This is a genomic window from Streptomyces sp. NBC_00286 (genome assembly GCF_036173125.1).
Taxonomy (GTDB): Bacteria; Actinomycetota; Actinomycetes; order Streptomycetales; family Streptomycetaceae; genus Streptomyces.
Window position 1 is genome coordinate 3,372,000 of record NZ_CP108054.1, and the last position, 14,820, is coordinate 3,386,819.

15 protein-coding genes are annotated in these 14,820 nt (G+C 70.5%); 6 read left to right on the plus strand and 9 right to left on the minus strand.

Translation table 11 applies throughout. The features are described 5' to 3' along the window. Nucleotides 1-127 precede the first annotated feature (127 nt). The 3 genes from OHT21_RS15165 to OHT21_RS15175 are packed head-to-tail and all read left to right on the plus strand — an operon-like array spanning nucleotide 128 to nucleotide 3,159. Nucleotides 128-1,414, plus strand: a complete 1,287-nt coding sequence (locus OHT21_RS15165) for a magnesium transporter MgtE N-terminal domain-containing protein (protein WP_328768829.1) — start codon at nucleotides 128-130, stop codon at nucleotides 1,412-1,414. Next, a complete protein-coding gene (locus tag OHT21_RS15170; protein ID WP_328768830.1) occupies nucleotides 1,404-1,982 on the plus strand; it encodes a DUF1003 domain-containing protein in 579 nt (192 codons plus the stop codon). The genes OHT21_RS15165 and OHT21_RS15170 overlap by 11 nt, the downstream gene beginning before the upstream one ends. Before the next feature lie 43 nt (nucleotides 1,983-2,025). Continuing rightward, entirely contained in the window at nucleotides 2,026-3,159 is a 1,134-nt protein-coding gene (locus OHT21_RS15175) for an Mrp/NBP35 family ATP-binding protein (protein ID WP_328768831.1), read from the plus strand. Between the two features lie 58 nt (nucleotides 3,160-3,217). On the opposite strand, the gene OHT21_RS15180 is transcribed toward OHT21_RS15175, so the two are convergent. From OHT21_RS15180 to sigE, 5 genes are all read right to left on the minus strand, one after another. Then, nucleotides 3,218-3,880, minus strand: a complete 663-nt coding sequence (locus tag OHT21_RS15180) for a hypothetical protein (protein ID WP_328768832.1) — start codon at nucleotides 3,878-3,880, stop codon at nucleotides 3,218-3,220. A gap of 354 nt (nucleotides 3,881-4,234) precedes the next feature. Beyond that, nucleotides 4,235-4,678: a sec-independent translocase gene (locus tag OHT21_RS15185; protein ID WP_328768833.1), complete on the minus strand. Its 444-nt coding sequence runs from the start codon at nucleotides 4,676-4,678 to the stop codon at nucleotides 4,235-4,237. Between the two features lie 201 nt (nucleotides 4,679-4,879). Continuing rightward, on the minus strand, nucleotides 4,880-6,559 hold the full coding sequence (locus tag OHT21_RS15190) for a trypsin-like peptidase domain-containing protein (protein ID WP_443050636.1): 1,680 nt from the start codon (nucleotides 6,557-6,559) through the stop codon (nucleotides 4,880-4,882). Between the two features lie 816 nt (nucleotides 6,560-7,375). After that, nucleotides 7,376-8,326, minus strand: a complete 951-nt coding sequence (locus OHT21_RS15195) for an anti-sigma factor family protein (RefSeq protein WP_328768834.1) — start codon at nucleotides 8,324-8,326, stop codon at nucleotides 7,376-7,378. After that, a complete protein-coding gene (gene sigE / locus OHT21_RS15200) occupies nucleotides 8,323-9,024 on the minus strand; it encodes an RNA polymerase sigma factor SigE (RefSeq protein WP_165341134.1) in 702 nt (233 codons plus the stop codon). The genes OHT21_RS15195 and sigE overlap by 4 nt, the downstream gene beginning before the upstream one ends. Before the next feature lie 214 nt (nucleotides 9,025-9,238). Between sigE and OHT21_RS15205 the strand changes: the two genes are divergently transcribed. Continuing rightward, entirely contained in the window at nucleotides 9,239-9,937 is a 699-nt protein-coding gene (locus OHT21_RS15205) for an O-methyltransferase (RefSeq protein ID WP_328774089.1), read from the plus strand. Between the two features lie 107 nt (nucleotides 9,938-10,044). Here the strand turns inward: OHT21_RS15205 and OHT21_RS15210 are convergent, their stop codons facing one another. Further along, nucleotides 10,045-10,212, minus strand: coding sequence for a DUF3117 domain-containing protein (locus OHT21_RS15210; RefSeq protein ID WP_003966491.1), 168 nt, complete (start codon nucleotides 10,210-10,212; stop codon nucleotides 10,045-10,047). A 366-nt stretch (nucleotides 10,213-10,578) separates the two neighbouring features. Between OHT21_RS15210 and OHT21_RS15215 the strand changes: the two genes are divergently transcribed. Continuing rightward, nucleotides 10,579-11,382 carry an enoyl-CoA hydratase/isomerase family protein gene (locus OHT21_RS15215; protein WP_328768836.1) on the plus strand — a complete coding sequence of 268 codons (804 nt, stop codon included), beginning with the start codon at nucleotides 10,579-10,581 and terminating at the stop codon, nucleotides 11,380-11,382. 16 nt (nucleotides 11,383-11,398) lie between these two features. Here the strand turns inward: OHT21_RS15215 and OHT21_RS15220 are convergent, their stop codons facing one another. Together OHT21_RS15220 and OHT21_RS15225 are read right to left on the minus strand one after the other, a co-directional pair. Beyond that, nucleotides 11,399-11,977: a DNA-3-methyladenine glycosylase I gene (locus tag OHT21_RS15220; protein ID WP_328768837.1), complete on the minus strand. Its 579-nt coding sequence runs from the start codon at nucleotides 11,975-11,977 to the stop codon at nucleotides 11,399-11,401. Next, nucleotides 11,974-12,324, minus strand: a complete 351-nt coding sequence (locus tag OHT21_RS15225; RefSeq protein WP_328768838.1) for a DivIVA domain-containing protein — start codon at nucleotides 12,322-12,324, stop codon at nucleotides 11,974-11,976. Before OHT21_RS15225 ends, OHT21_RS15220 begins: the two co-directional genes overlap by 4 nt. Before the next feature lie 180 nt (nucleotides 12,325-12,504). Here OHT21_RS15225 and folP point away from each other — a divergent pair, with 180 nt between their 5' ends. Beyond that, complete coding sequence (gene folP, locus OHT21_RS15230; protein ID WP_328768839.1) at nucleotides 12,505-13,365, plus strand: dihydropteroate synthase; 861 nt, start codon at nucleotides 12,505-12,507, stop codon at nucleotides 13,363-13,365. Nucleotides 13,366-13,857: 492 nt separating this feature from the next. On the opposite strand, the gene OHT21_RS15235 is transcribed toward folP, so the two are convergent. Further along, entirely contained in the window at nucleotides 13,858-14,616 is a 759-nt protein-coding gene (locus OHT21_RS15235) for a TIGR00730 family Rossman fold protein (RefSeq protein ID WP_328768841.1), read from the minus strand. Nucleotides 14,617-14,820: the final 204 nt, after the last annotated feature.

Genomic DNA, 14,820 nt, shown 5'->3' on the forward strand with positions numbered 1-14,820 from the left:
CACGCACTCCGGAGGCAGTCCGTACAGGTCCGCCGCCGGGGCGGGTCCAGTCGGTACGGGCTAGCCTGAAGCCCGCAAATACGGATATATCGATAAGAGATCGGTGAGCAGGGAGGAGGTGTGCGGCATGGCCGCTGGCGCTCCCCGGATCTTCGTCTCGCACCTCTCCGGTGTCGCCGTCTTCGACCCGAACGGCGACCAGGTGGGCCGGGTGCGCGATCTCGTCGCCATGCTGCGGGTCGGGCAGCGCCCGCCCCGACTGCTCGGCCTCGTCGTCGAGCTGTCGACGCGCCGCCGTATCTTCCTGCCGATGACGCGGGTGACCGGCATCGAGTCGGGCCAGGTCATCACCACCGGCGTCCTGAACGTACGGCGCTTCGAGCAGCGGCCCACCGAACGGCTCGTCATCGGGGAACTGCTCGACCGACGCGTACATCTCGTCGAGTCCGGTGAGGAGGTGACGGTTCTGGATGTGTCGGTCCAGCAGTTGCCGGCCCGCCGCGACTGGGAGATCGACCGGGTCTTCGTACGCAAGGGGAAGGGCGGCACCTTCCGGCGGTCCAAGGGGGAGACGCTGACCGTCGAGTGGTCCGCGGTGACCGGGTTCTCGCTCGAGGAGCAGGGGCAGGGCGCCGAGAGTCTCCTCGCCACCTTCGAGCAGTTGCGTCCGGCCGACCTCGCGAACGTACTGCACCATCTGTCGGCCAAGCGGCGCGCGGAGGTGGCCGCGGCCCTGGACGACGACCGGCTCGCCGACGTTCTCGAAGAGCTGCCGGAGGACGACCAGATCGAGATCCTCGGCAAGCTCAAGGAGGAGCGCGCCGCCGATGTCCTGGAGGCGATGGACCCCGACGACGCGGCCGACCTGCTGGCCGAGCTACCGGAGGAGGACAAGGAGCGGCTGCTCACGCTGATGCGCCCGGACGAGGCGGCGGACGTACGGCGGCTGATGGCGTACGAGGAGCGGACGGCCGGCGGTCTGATGACCACCGAGCCGATCGTGCTGCAGCCGGACGCGACGGTCGCCGACGCGCTGGCCCGGGTCCGCAACCCCGACCTCTCCCCCGCGCTGGCCGCCCAGGTGTACGTGTGCCGCCCGCCCGACGAGACGCCGACCGGCAAGTACCTCGGCACGGTGCACTTCCAGCGGCTGCTGCGCGACCCCCCGTACACGCTGGTCAGCGCGCTTCTCGACGATGATCTCCAGGCGCTCCGACCGGAGGACGCGCTGCCGGTGGTGGCCGGCTTCTTCGCGACGTACGACATGGTCGCGGCGCCCGTGGTCGACGAGAGCGGCTCGCTGCTCGGCGCGGTGACCGTGGACGACGTACTCGACCACATGCTGCCGGAGGACTGGCGCGAGACGGAGTTCCATCTGGACGTGGAGGCTCAGGGGGTCTCGCATGGCTCCTGAGCGCGACCCCCGCGAGCGGGTCCCCATGGGCGTCACCGCACGCCCGCGCATCCGGCTCGACCAGCCGCTGCCGCCGCGCCGCAGGCTGGTGCCCGAGTGGGACCCGGAGGCCTTCGGCAAGCTGTCGGAGCGGATCGCGCGGTTCATCGGCACCGGACGGTTCCTCGTCTGGATGACCGTCGTCGTCATCATGTGGGTGCTGTGGAACGTCGCGGCGCCCAACGGCCTGCGTTTCGACGAGTTCCCGTTCATCTTCCTGACCCTGATGCTCTCGCTCCAGGCCTCGTACGCCGCCCCGCTGATCCTGCTCGCCCAGAACCGGCAGGCCGACCGCGACCGGGTCAATCTCGAACAGGACCGCAAGCAGAACGAGCGGTCGATCGCGGACACCGAGTATCTGACCCGCGAGATCGCCGCGCTGCGCACCGGCCTCGGTGAGGTCGCCACCCGCGACTGGATCCGCTCCGAACTCGAGGACCTGGTCAGGGAACTGGAGGACCGGCTGCCGAACGGACGGGGCGCATTCCCGGCGGAACACCCGCGCGGACGTGACGTAAGCGACCGCTGACAGGCTTTCCGAGGGTGGGTGGAAGCGCCGTACCATCGGTCGTATGGCTACGGAAGACGCGGTGCGCGCAGCGCTGGCGACGGTGAACGACCCCGAGATCCAGCGACCCATCACCGAACTGGGGATGGTCAAATCGGTGGAGATCGGGGCGGATGGCGCGGTCGCGGTCACCGTGTACCTGACCGTCTCCGGCTGTCCCATGCGCCAGACGATCACGGACAACGTGACGAGGGCGGTCGAGGCGGTCGACGGTGTCACGCGCGTCGACGTCACGCTGGACGTGATGAGCGACGAGCAGCGCCGCGAGCTGGCCTCCGCGCTGCGCGGCGGGCAGGCCGAGCGCGAGGTCCCCTTCGCCAAGCCCGGCTCGCTCACGCGCGTGTACGCGGTCGCCTCCGGCAAGGGCGGCGTCGGCAAGTCGTCCGTGACCGTGAACCTGGCGGCGGCGATGGCGGCGGACGGACTGAAGGTCGGTGTCGTGGACGCCGACATCTACGGCCACTCCGTGCCCCGCATGCTGGGCGCCGACGGGCATCCCACCCAGGTCGAGAACATGATCATGCCGCCGTCCGCGAACGGCGTGAAGGTCATCTCGATCGGCATGTTCACCCCGGGCAACGCACCGGTCGTCTGGCGCGGCCCGATGCTCCACCGCGCACTTCAGCAGTTCCTGGCGGACGTGTACTGGGGCGACCTGGACGTCCTCCTCATGGACCTCCCGCCGGGCACGGGCGACATCGCGATCTCGGTCGCGCAGCTGGTGCCGAACGCCGAGATCCTGATCGTGACGACGCCCCAGCAGGCCGCCGCGGAGGTCGCCGAGCGGGCCGGTTCCATCGCCGTCCAGACCCACCAGAAGATCGTGGGCGTGGTGGAGAACATGTCCGGTCTGCCCTGCCCGCACTGCGGCGAGATGGTCGACGTCTTCGGCACGGGCGGCGGTCAGGCCGTCGCCGACGGCCTGACCCGGACGACCGGCGCGACGGTTCCCGTGCTGGGCAGCATCCCGATCGACGTCCGCCTCCGCGAAGGCGGCGACGAGGGCAAGCCGGTCGTCCTCACCGACCCCGACTCCCCGGCGGGCACGGCCCTGCGCTCGATCGCGGGCAAGCTGGGGGGACGCCAGCGCGGGCTGTCGGGCATGTCGCTGGGGATCACCCCGCGCAACAAGTTCTGACGTCGTTACGTGGGTGGGGGCGCCGTCTCGCGAGACGGCGCCCCCACCCACGTACTGGCTAGACGTACGCGGTGATGTCCTTGACCACCGAGAAGCCCAGACCGTACGCGCTCATCCCGCGCCCGTACGCGCCCAGGTGGACGCCCTGCTGCGTGGAGCCCGCGAGAACCCAGCCGAACTCGGACTCGCGGTAGTGGAAGGACGCCGGAACGCCGTCCACGGGGAGCGAGAGGCTGGACCAGTCCGGACCGGTCAGGTCGTCCGCGAGGACCCACGCCGTCTCGGTCTGTTGGTCCAGCCAGTCGTCGCGCAGGGTGTGGTCCATCTGACCGGGCCAGGTGCAGTTCAGCAGTCCCACGCCCGCGAGCCAGGCCGCGGAGGACACCGAGGTGGCCTCCAGGAGCCCGGTGCCGTCGGCGCTGCGCCGCACGGGGCTGGACGCGACGGTGACCACCACCGCGAAGCGCTCCTTGTCGTCCGTCGTGGACTCACTGCGTACGGACGGCTCGTCGCCGTGCCCGATCGAGCCGTGCTCCACGGCGCCATCGGCCGAGGTGCCGACCTTCATCAGCCAGCGCGGTCCCGTGAAGGCCTCGTCGAGGCCGTACCACGGGAAGGGCGCCAGCAGGTAGCCGTCGACCGTGCCCCGGGCGGAGGGCACGGGTCGTTGTCCGCCCTCCGCGTCCGACGCCTGCGCGCCTACCCGACTTGTCGTCTCCATTGCCCGGACGCCTCCTCGCTCTCGTCGGACCGAAACGGCCCGCCCCCCATCGGGCGTCCCTCCGGTCCGCACAACAACTAGGCAGGATAGCCACAGGTCGACAGCGAGCTGTGAAACCGGTCGGCGGGTGGGGCGGGTACGCGTCCGCTCGCGCCGCTGTGAGCAGGGAGAACTCGGTGGTACGGGGTTCTTGTAGCTCGGGAGCAAACGGCTGAGGGGGCGTGCGCCTCGGGCCCGTACACGTCAGATACGTACGCGTGCGCCTTGAGGCCCGTACGCCTCAGATACGTACGCGTGCGCCTTGAAGCCCGTATGCCTCAGATACGTACGCGTGCGCCTTGAGGCCCGTACGCCTCAGGTCGCGTCCGCGTCGAATGGCGGGCGCTCGGCCGGTTCGAGCTGCTCGCGCTTCTTCGTCATGTCGACGGTGCCGCCGGAGGACGGCGAGGTGGAGGAAGACACGGCGGACTCTGAGTCGCGGCCGTGGACAGCGTCCGTGACCTCGGCCATCTCCTTCTTCAGGTCGAAGCCGTTACGGATCTCCTTGAGCCCCAGGTCATCGTTGTCCAGCTGCTTGCGGATGAACGTCTTGGGGTTGAGGTCCTCGAACTCGAAGTCCTTGAACTCGGGGCCCAGTTCCTCACGGATGTCCGCCTTGGCGCTCTCCGAGAACTCGCGGATCTTGCGAATGGTGCGCGTGACGTCCTGGATCATCTTCGGGAGCTTCTCCGGGCCGAAGACGAGCACAGCAAGGACAACGAGCGCCACCAGCTCGAGGGCTCCTATGTCATTGAACACCTTGCAGCTCCTTGGGATGTCCTCGGCCTCGGCGGGATTCTTCCGTGGTCCGGGCCGGATCCACGGTACCCGCCGTTCCTGTCTGTCCGGTACTGTCCCGGCGTCTTACTCCTGCCGTTCCTGTCAGTTTGTGATGGGTTCCTGTTGGTTCCCGTCTGTTGTTGTCCCCTCTGGGGCCCCGTCCGCCCCGTCCACTGCCGGTCAGTCGCCGTCGGCGGAGCCGAGGACGAGGCTGATCTTCCGCTCCTTGCCGTCGCGCTCGACGGTCAGTTCCAGGCGGTCGCCGGGGCGGTGGGCGCGGGTCTTGACGATGAGCTCCTCGCCGGAGCGGACGGGCCGGCCATCGACCTCGGTGATCACGTCGCCCGCCTTGATGCCGGCCCGGTCGCCGGGGCCGCCCTTGGTGACCGGCGAGCCGCCTTCGCCACCCTTGGTGCCGACGCGGGCGCCGTCGCCCGCGTAGTCCATGTCGAGCGTGACACCGATCACCGGGTGCGTGGCCTTGCCGGTGTTGATCAGTTCCTCGGCAACCCGCTTGCCCTGGTTGATGGGGATGGCGAAGCCCAGGCCGATCGATCCTGCCTGGCCGCTCTCCAGGTCGGAGCCGCTGTCGGCGGAACGGATGGCGCTGTTGATGCCGATGACGCGGGCCTTGGAGTCGACGAGGGGGCCGCCCGAGTTGCCGGGATTGATCGGGGCGTCGGTCTGCAGGGCGTCGACGTACGAGACGTCGCTGCGGTCGCCCGACTGGCCGCCGGCGGTGATCGGCCGTTCCTTGGCGCTGATGATTCCGGAGGTCACGGTGTTCTCGAGGTCGAAGGGTGCGCCTATGGCCACCACCGGGTCGCCGACCTGGACGTTGTCGGAGTTGCCGAGGGGCAGGGGCTTGAGGCCGCTGACGCCGCTCACCTTCACCACGGCGAGGTCGTAACCGGTGTCGCCTCCGACCAGCTTCGCCTTGGCGCTCTGGCCCCCGCTGAACGTCACGGAGATGTCGCCGCTCGCTCCGGCGGCATCCACGACATGGTGGTTGGTGAGGATGTGCCCGCGCTCGTCGAGCACGAAGCCGGTGCCCGTGCCCTGCGCATCCGCCCCGCTCACATGCAGGGTCACCACGCTGGGCAACGCACTGGCCGCGATCCCGGCCACACTGTCCGGCGCCCGCCCCTTGGCCTCCGTCCCGGCCTGCGGCAACTCGACGTTCTCGATCCCCCCATTCCGCTCGAGATACGCCCCTACCGCGCCGCCGAGGCCTCCGGCCAGCAGCGCGATGAGTACGGCTCCGAGAACCAGCAACCGCCGGACGCGCTTACGCCGCCGGCTCTCGCTGTCGACGCCGGCACCGTTCTGCTGGAGGGGGGCGGCGGCCCAGGGGTCGTAGTGCTGCCAGGGGGTTGGGGGTTGGGGGGCTTGAGTGGGTGGGGGGACTTGGGCTGGGGCTTGGAGGGATTGCGGGGATTGGGCTTGGGGGCCCGAGGCCGAGCTCGGGCTCGGGTGGTGGGCAGGGGCCTGGGCTGGGCGAGGTACGGGCGCTGCGGGGGCAGGTGCGGGTGCGGGTATGTGGGCGCCGTGGGCTGGGCTTGCTCCGGGCGCACTGGTGCCCTGGACCGCGGGAGCCGCTCCGGGCGCGCCGGTGCCATGGACCGCGGGAGCCGCTCCGGGAGTGCCGGTGCCATGGACGGCAGGGCCCGCGCCAGGCACGCCGGTGCCGGGGACGGCAGGAGCCGCTCCAGACGTGCCAGTTCCGTGGGCAGTGGCGCCCGCTCCGGAAGTGCCGGTGCCGTGGACGTTAGGGCCCGCGCCAGGCGCGCCGACGCCGTGCGTGGAAGCCGCCGGGCCGACGGAACCGTTCTGCGGCGGAGTCGCCGCCTGTCCCGGCACACCATGGCCGGTGGTCGTGCCGGGTGTGCCGGCGCCATGGGCTGGGCCCGCTCCAGGCACACCGCCCCCATGGACGGCAGGAGCCGCTCCGGGAGTGCCGGTGCCATGGACGGCAGGGCCCGCGCCAGGCACGCCGGTGCCGGTGGTCGGCCCAGGCGTGCCGGTGCCGTGCCCAGGTGTCGGCGCCGGAACGGCCGTGCCCCGCGCGGGAGTCGTCCCCGGATGCTGGACCGGCGGCGCGGGCGCGTAGGGCCCGGGCTCTCCATACGGAGGCGTGCTGTACGGATCCGGATCATGCAGGGGCTTGGCCCGCTCACCGGACGCGGAGCCACCGGAGCCCCGGCCGCTCTCCGGCGCGCCGCCCACCCCGTACGCCACCCCGGACGAATCCGCGCCGCGCAGAGGCTCGGCCCGCTCACCAGACGCGGAGCCACCAGACACCGGACCACCCTCCGGCGCACCGCCCACCCCGTACGCCACCACGGACGGCTCACCGTCGCCCGCGCCACGTACAGGCGCGGCGCCCGCAGGCCGTTCCAGTTCGAAGTCGCCCTCGGTGTTCTCCCGGCGGAGTCCGCTCGTGGCGTTCTCCGGGTGCCCGAGCGGGGTCGGGGCGCCGTCAGGCGTGGCTGGATTCGTCCCGTCCCCCGCGGAAGCGGAGTGCTTCCCCTCGTCCATGCTCTCCCCACACCTGGCCCGCAGCACGGCGCGTCGGCGGCGCCGCGGATTGTCGACTCCGCGCCCCGGGTCCCTCCGGTGGGCGCGGCCCATCCCTGGATTCAACCAGGTTCGCCGGCCGCCGCGCAGAGGGCGGGTTCAGCGGGCGGTGGGAGGCGAGGGGGAGGCGGACGACTCGGGCAGCGGCACGATGGCCGAAAGCCCGGGCGTCGCGAACTGAGAGGTCGTCGCCCACGAGGTCAGCGTGACCGGCGGGTGCGTCTCGAGGGGACGTATGAGCGGGGACATCGCGGCTGCACCGCCCACCACCGGCGCGGTCAGCGCGTGCGGCGGACGCGCGACCTGCTGACCGGCAGGCGGGGGCATTCCCGGCAGCAGCGGCGCGGACACCGCGGTCGGCGCGACCTGCTCCGCCGTGAAGGAACGCTGCCCCTGGGCGAGCAGCGGCGCGAAGCCGCGGCGGCGCTGCTCGGGAGTGGTCGCCGCGCCCGTGCCCGGCGTACGCGCCGGGGTCACATTGCTGCCCGAGCCGGACCCGGCCCGTGCTTCCGTGCTGTCGGGCACACCGGTCGACACCCCGCCGAGCGCGACCGCAGCCAGCGATACGGCCCCGGCCGCCACGAACGCGAAGCGCAGCCCGCGTGAGGCCGAACGATCGGCCTCGCGTCTGCTGATGTCATGGATACGGAACCCGCGCTGCTCCGAGGGCAGCACGGCGGCATGCGGACCGCTCGGCACATACTCGAAGGGGTCGTGCCGCACACCGAAACCCGAATCGTGCCGCACACCAAAAGCGCCGGACGACCCGAAGGATCCTCCGCCCAGCCGGGAGCCGCCCCCGTCCCCGTCACTTCCCCCGGGCAGCCCCTGGAGGCGGGCCAGGAAGCTCTCGGAGGGCGGTGGTGGAGCCGCTTCCGCGAATACGTTCTTCAGTCGTCGCTGTTCATCTGCCTCGGCCTTGCACTTCGCGCACGTCGCGAGGTGGGCCAGGACGCGCTCACGCGCCTCATGACCGAGCTCTCCGTCCACCAGGGCGGAGAGTCGGTCTCCCAGGTGCTGCTCTGCCGGCGTAGGACGTGATCCACTCACGCGGTCGCGCCCCCTCCTCCCAGAGCGGGCACCCCGGTGACGACGAGGCCACGGCGCTCGGCGCGGGCCTCGGGCGACCGGTGGGCGAGGGCCTTGCGGAGCTGGGATCGGCCGCGGTGGATCCGGCTGCGGACCGTGCCGAGCTTGACGCCCAGGGTCGCGGCGATCTCCTCGTACGAAAGCCCCTCGATGTCACACAGGACGACCGCGGCACGGAATTCGGGTGCGAGGGTGTCGAGCGCCTGCTGGACGTCCGCGTCGAAGTGCGTGTCGTTGAAGACCTGCTGGGGGGATGGCTCACGGCTGGGCAGCCGCTCGGCCGCGTCGTCGCCGAGCGCGTCGAACCGGATGCGCTGCTTGCGGCGCACCATGTCCAGGAAGAGGTTGGTGGTGATGCGGTGCAGCCAGCCCTCGAAGGTGCCGGGCGTGTAGGTCGACAGGGAGCGGAAGACCCGGACGAAGACTTCCTGGGTCAGGTCCTCGGCATCGTGCTGATTGCCCGTCAGGCGGTAGGCGAGCCGGTACACCCGGCCACTGTGCATGCTGACGATCTCCTCCCAGGTGGGCGGAGTCCACGCCTGCGAGTCCGCGTCGGACGTGAAGGTCGCGGTCTGAGCGGAATCGGCAGCACGGTACTTGTCAGCGGTGTCGGTCACGGATTTCGGCTCACCCGCGGATCTGAGCAGGCGCCTCAGCACCCCTCCTCGATCCCCAGGCGCAGCCGCACCTCCCCTGTCGGCTCTGGTGGTGTCCAGTGGAGCCCCTACCATAGCCACCTCGCCCGTTAGCTCCGGATAAGCGGTTTTACGAGAAATTGATACGCGCTTCCGCGATTGCGTCAGCACTTGCTCGGTGTCCTTGTCCATCGGCTACCCCCCGCGTCGTTCCGCACCCCTTTAAACGCCCGGTCCCATCTGCGGGTTCCCGACGGCAACGGATACAGTCACGCCCAGGCAACCACGGGGACGGGAGAGGGTCATTAGCGGCAACCGGCAGACGAGCTGGGCGTTCGCCGACGCCTTTGTCGCCGAGGACGACGCGCTGCGCTGGGCCCGGGACCGGGCCCAGGAGGCAGGGCTGCGCTCGGTGTCGCCCGGCACCGGCGCCGCGCTGCGGTTGCTCGCCGCCACCGTGGGCGCAAAATCGGTGGCGGAGATCGGAACCGGAACCGGAGTCTCCGGAATTCATCTGCTGCACGGCATGCGGCCGGACGGTGTACTGACCACCGTCGACACGGAGCCGGAGCGCCAGCAGTTCGCCCGGCAGGCGTTCCGCGCCGCCGGCTTCGCCAGTAATCGCGCGCGCATCATTCCGGGCCGCGCCCTGGATGTCCTGCCCCGGCTCGCGGACTCCGGATACGACCTCGTCTTCTGCGACGGGGACCGCCTGGAATATCTCGACTATCTCGCTGAATCGTTGCGCCTGCTGCGCCCCGGCGGCCTTGTCTGTTTCGAGGGCGTCTTCTCAAACGGCCGGACAGTGGACTCGGGCCCACAGCCGACAGAGGTACTGCGCCAGCGCGAGCTACTGCGCACGGTCCGCGAGAACCAGGACCTCGTACCCTCGCTCCTGCCGGTCGGCGACGGCCTGCTGTGCGCCGTCAAGCGCTGAGCCGTTACGTGCCGTAGGCCTGGTTACGGGTCGTAGACCTGGAACGACAGCGCCCCGGCACCAATTCGCGGCGCCGGGGCGGCTCAAAACGTTCTGTCGCTCCCGCGTCAGCCGACGACCTTCTTAAGGGCGTCGCCGAGCGCGTCGGCCTCGTCAGGGGTCAGCTCGACGACGAGCCGACCGCCGCCTTCGAGCGGAACGCGCATGACGATGCCCCGCCCCTCCTTGGTCACCTCGAGCGGGCCATCACCCGTCCGCGGCTTCATGGCCGCCATGCTCGTTCCCCTTCCTGAAACCAGCTCATCGTCGCCGACGGCCCCTTCGAGGGCACACGTCCTTCTTCCAGGACACGCGTCACCGGCATCGAACACATTGCTTCCAGGCCATTATCCCGCATCTCAGGACCCGATGACCAACATCAGTCGGCATCGCTTGCGCAACGCGCTTGAGCAAAACCACTCAATTCGGCGATGTGACTGCGATACTGCGCCACCGCATCGACTTTCGGGCGCCGGAATTCTTTGACGCAGGTCACATCTCTGAACGCAGACCCTGCTCATGATCTACGCCATGCTGTCCTCGGACGACTACGAGACGCTACGAAGACGACGAAAAAGCCGCGACACCGGAGGGGACCCACCATGGCTGACACCGTGCTCTACGAGGTGAGCGACGGACTCGCGACGATCACGCTGAACCGCCCCGAGGCGATGAACGCGCTGAACATCGAGACCAAGGTCGCCCTCCGGGACGCGGTCCAGTCAGCGGCATCCGACGACGCCGTACGGGCCGTGCTGCTGACCGCCGCCGGTGACCGGGCGTTCTGCGTCGGGCAGGACCTGAAGGAGCACATCGGGCTGCTGGCCGCCGACCGGGAGGCCGGCTCGGGGCAGACCATGAGCACCGTACGGGAGCACTACAACCCGATTGTGCGGGCCCTTACCGGAGCGCCGAAGCCCGTGGTCGCCGCGGTGAACGGGGTGGCGGCCGGGGCGGGCTTCGGGTTCGCGCTCGCGGCGGACTACCGGATCGTGGCGGACACGGCGGCCTTCAACTCGTCGTTCGCGGGGGTGGCCCTGACGGCGGACTCCGGCATCTCGTGGACCCTGCCGCGGGTCGTGGGCCCCGGGCGCGCCGCCGACCTGCTGCTCTTCCCGCGGAGCATCAAGGCCCAGGAGGCGTACGAACTGGGCATCGCGAACCGGCTCGTGCCGCCCGCCGAGCTGCGCGCCGAGGCCGAGAAGGTGGCGCGGGCGCTGGCCGAGGGGCCGACGGTGGCCTACGCGGCGCTGAAGGAGTCGGTGGCTTACGGGCTGACGCACTCCTTGGCGGAGACCTTGGACAAGGAGGACGAGTTGCAGACGCGGGCGGGCTCCTCGGAGGACCACGCGATCGCGGTGCAGGCCTTCGTCAACAAGGAGAAGCCGACGTACGTGGGGCGGTGACCTGCGCCGACACCGCCTACTGGAGGCGTGCGACGCACGCCTCCAGGTGATCGTCGACCAGTCCGCACGCCTGCATCAGGGCGTACGCGGTCGTCGGGCCCACGAAGCGTATGCCTCGCTTTTTGAGGGCCTTGGAGAGGGCGGTCGACTCGTCGGTGACCGCCGGGACGTCGGCGAGGGTCTTCGGAGCGGGACGTGCGGCGCGGTCCGGTGCGTACGACCAGATCAGCTTGTCCAGCTCCCCGGAGGGCCAGTCGGCGAGCACGCGCGCGTTGGCGAGTGTCGCCTCGATCTTGGCTCTGTTGCGGATGATCCCGGGGTCGGCGAGGAGCCGCTCCTTGTCGGCGTCCGTGAAGGCGGCGACCTCGGCGATCTTGAAGCCGGAGAAAGCCGCGCGGAAACCCTCGCGGCGGCGCAGGATCGTGATCCAGGACAGGCCCGACTGGAAGGCCTCCAGGCACAACCGCTCGTACAGCGCGTCGTCGCCGTGGACCGGGCGGCCCCATTCCTCGTCGTGGTACGTCACGTAGTCCTCGGTCGACAGGGCCCAGGGGCAGCGCAGCGCTCCGTCGGGTCCTTTCAGTGCCTCGCTCACCGGTGGTCATCCTCCGGGTGCTGCTCCAGGGAGGTGTCCCGGTCCGCTCTCGCTCCGGCCAGCGCGGCCTCCAGGTCGGCGATCCGGGCGTCGCGCTCGGCGAGCTCGGCGGCGAGGCGGCCGAGGGCGTCGTCGACGTCCGCCATGCGATAGCCACGGACGGACACCGGGAAGCGCAGCAGCTCCACGTCGCCGCGATGCAGCGGGCGGTCCAGGGGCAGGGGGTCCACGAGGCGCTCGGGCGGGGCCTCGGGCAGGGCGGTGCTGTCGCCGCCGCCCACCACGGAGAGGGTCACCGCGGCGACGACCACGACGAGGGCGACGACCAGGAACAAGAACATGAACATCGCTGCGGTCCCCCACGCTCTGTCACCGGCTGCCACCGGCTGTTGCCGACGCGGTACGCGTCGACACGGAAACTGTCAGGCTCCGATCGTGCCATGCGACTCTGACAGTTAGGGTCGCAGGCGGCCGATCCAGGTGGCGGAACGGCGACCACTGCGAACGACTGGGAGAGGTCACAGGGGATGCTCAGGCTGGGCGGGCGCGAATTCGACGCGCATGAGCCGGTGATCATGGCGATCGTGAACCGGACCCCCGACTCCTTCTACGACCAAGGGGCCACCTTTCGCGACGAGCCGGCGCTCGCGCGCGTGGAAGAGGCGATGTCAGAGGGTGCTGCCATCATCGACATCGGTGGGGTCAAGGCCGGTCCCGGGGAGGAGGTGACGGCCGAGGAGGAGGCGCGACGCACGGTGGGTTTCGTCGCCGAGGTGCGGCGTCGGTTCCCCGACGTGATCATCAGCGTCGACACCTGGCGGCACGAGGTCGCCGAGGCGGTCTGCGAGGCGGGCGCGGATCTGCTCAACGACGCGTGGGGCGGGGTCGATCCGCGGCTCGCGGAGGTCGCCGGGCGGTTCGGGGTAGGGCTGGTGTGTACGCACGCGGGGGGTGCGCGGCCTCGTACGCGGCCGCATCGGGTGGCGTACGACGATGTCATGGCCGACATCTTGCGGGTCACCCTTGGGCTGGCCGAGCGGGCGGTTTCGCTCGGGGTGCCGCGGGAGTCTGTGCTCATCGACCCTGGGCATGACTTCGGGAAGAACACTCGGCACAGTCTGGAGGCCACGCGGCGGCTGGGCGAGATGGTTTCCACGGGGTGGCCCGTGCTGGTCTCGCTCTCCAACAAGGACTTTGTCGGCGAGACCTTGAACAAGCCGGTCAAGGAACGGGTCCTTGGGACCCTTGCCACGACGGCCGTTTCGGCGTGGCTGGGGGCGCGGGTGTACCGCGTCCATGAGGTCGCGGAGACCCGCCAGATCCTCGACATGGTCGCGGCGATCGCCGGCCACCGGCCACCGGCGGTTGCCCGGCGAGGGCTGGCGTAGCCCTGGCGGGGTGACGCCGGGGAGGGTTTTTCGCCCCCGCCGCCCCTACCCGTCCCATCCTCGGGGCGTTGCCCCGAACCCCACCAAGGGCTCCGCCCCTGGACCCCGCTGGGGCTGCCGCCCCAGACCCGCATCGGCCTGAACGGCCTCGTCCTCAAACGCCGGACGGGCTGAAGTGTGCCGGCCCGCCTGAGTAGCTGAGCTGCGCAGAAGCGCCCCTTGAGGGGCGCGGGGAACTGCGCGACAAGCCACAACGAACCCGCAGCCGCGACACGCAGTGTCACTCCCACCCCGTGGCGGGGGGTCTGGGGCACAGCCCCGATCGGCGTCGCAGGGGCGGAGCCCCGAGGGGGCTGGGGGCGCAGCCCCAGCGGGGTCCAGGGGCGGAGCCCCCCAGGGTCCCAGGGGCGGAGCCCCCCAGCAGGGTCCCAGGGGCAGCGCCCCTTGGTATGGGACGGGTAAGGGCGGCCGGGGCGAGAAACCCCCCTCGCCCTACCTGCCCGCCTCCTTGGACACCAACGCCACCGCCTCATCCACGTCGTCCGTCAGATGGAACAACAGCAGATCCTGCTCCGACGCCTTCCCCTGCGCGATCAGCGTGTTCTTGAGCCAGTCCACCAACCCGCCCCAGTACTCCGTACCGAAGAGCACGATGGGAAAGCGCGTGACCTTCTGGGTCTGAACCAGAGTCAGCGCCTCGAAGAGCTCGTCCAGCGTGCCGAGGCCACCGGGCAGCACCACGAACCCCTGCGCGTACTTGACGAACATCATCTTGCGCACGAAGAAGTAGCGGAAGTTGAGGCCGATGTCGACGTACGGGTTCAGCCCCTGCTCGAAGGGCAGCTCGATGCCGAGTCCGACCGAGATGCCCTTCGCCTCACACGCCCCCTTGTTGGCGGCCTCCATGGCACCCGGCCCACCACCCGTGATGACCGCGAACCCGGCCTCCACCAGGCCCCGGCCGAGCGCGACCCCGGCCTCGTACTCCGGCGACCCGGCCGGCGTACGAGCCGAGCCGAACACGCTGATCGCGGGCGGGAGTTCGGCCAGCGTGCCGAAGCCCTCGATGAACTCCGACTGGATGCGCAGCACTCGCCAGGGGTCGGTGTGCACCCAGTCCGAGGGCCCGCCCGCGTCCAGCAGCCGCTGGTCCGTCGTGCTCGCCTGCACCTGGCCGCGCCTGCGCAGCACGGGGCCGAGCTGCTGTTCCTCCGGTGGCTGCTTCTTGCCCTCCGGGTCGCCAGTGGCCATGTCCGCTCCCTCCGGGATTGGGGTCTCCCCGGCTCGAGCGGAGCCGAGAGCTGGGGAAGGGTGGTTCCACCCCAGCGTAGGTCTACGCGGGTTACGGAGGGGGTACGTCGGCATGTCCGCCGTGAACCGCCCTCAGGTACGGGGCAGGACCTGAGATACGGGACCTGAGATACAAGACCTCAAGCACAGGACCTTGGATTTGGA

Bases quoted from the DNA above. Each gene is read 5' to 3' on its own strand.
- OHT21_RS15225 (WP_328768838.1), bottom strand. From the start codon at position 12,324: ATGTTCATGTTCTTGTTCCTGGTCGTCGCCCTCGTCGTGGTCGTCGCC.
- OHT21_RS15165 (WP_328768829.1), top strand. From the start codon at position 128: ATGGCCGCTGGCGCTCCCCGGATCTTCGTCTCGCACCTCTCCGGTGTC.
- OHT21_RS15215 (WP_328768836.1), top strand. From the start codon at position 10,579: ATGGCTGACACCGTGCTCTACGAGGTGAGCGACGGACTCGCGACGATC.
- OHT21_RS15235 (WP_328768841.1), bottom strand. From the start codon at position 14,616: ATGGCCACTGGCGACCCGGAGGGCAAGAAGCAGCCACCGGAGGAACAG.
- OHT21_RS15170 (WP_328768830.1), top strand. From the start codon at position 1,404: ATGGCTCCTGAGCGCGACCCCCGCGAGCGGGTCCCCATGGGCGTCACC.
- OHT21_RS15180 (WP_328768832.1), bottom strand. From the start codon at position 3,880: ATGGAGACGACAAGTCGGGTAGGCGCGCAGGCGTCGGACGCGGAGGGC.
- folP (WP_328768839.1), top strand. From the start codon at position 12,505: ATGCTCAGGCTGGGCGGGCGCGAATTCGACGCGCATGAGCCGGTGATC.
- OHT21_RS15210 (WP_003966491.1), bottom strand. From the start codon at position 10,212: ATGGCGGCCATGAAGCCGCGGACGGGTGATGGCCCGCTCGAGGTGACC.
- OHT21_RS15175 (WP_328768831.1), top strand. From the start codon at position 2,026: ATGGCTACGGAAGACGCGGTGCGCGCAGCGCTGGCGACGGTGAACGAC.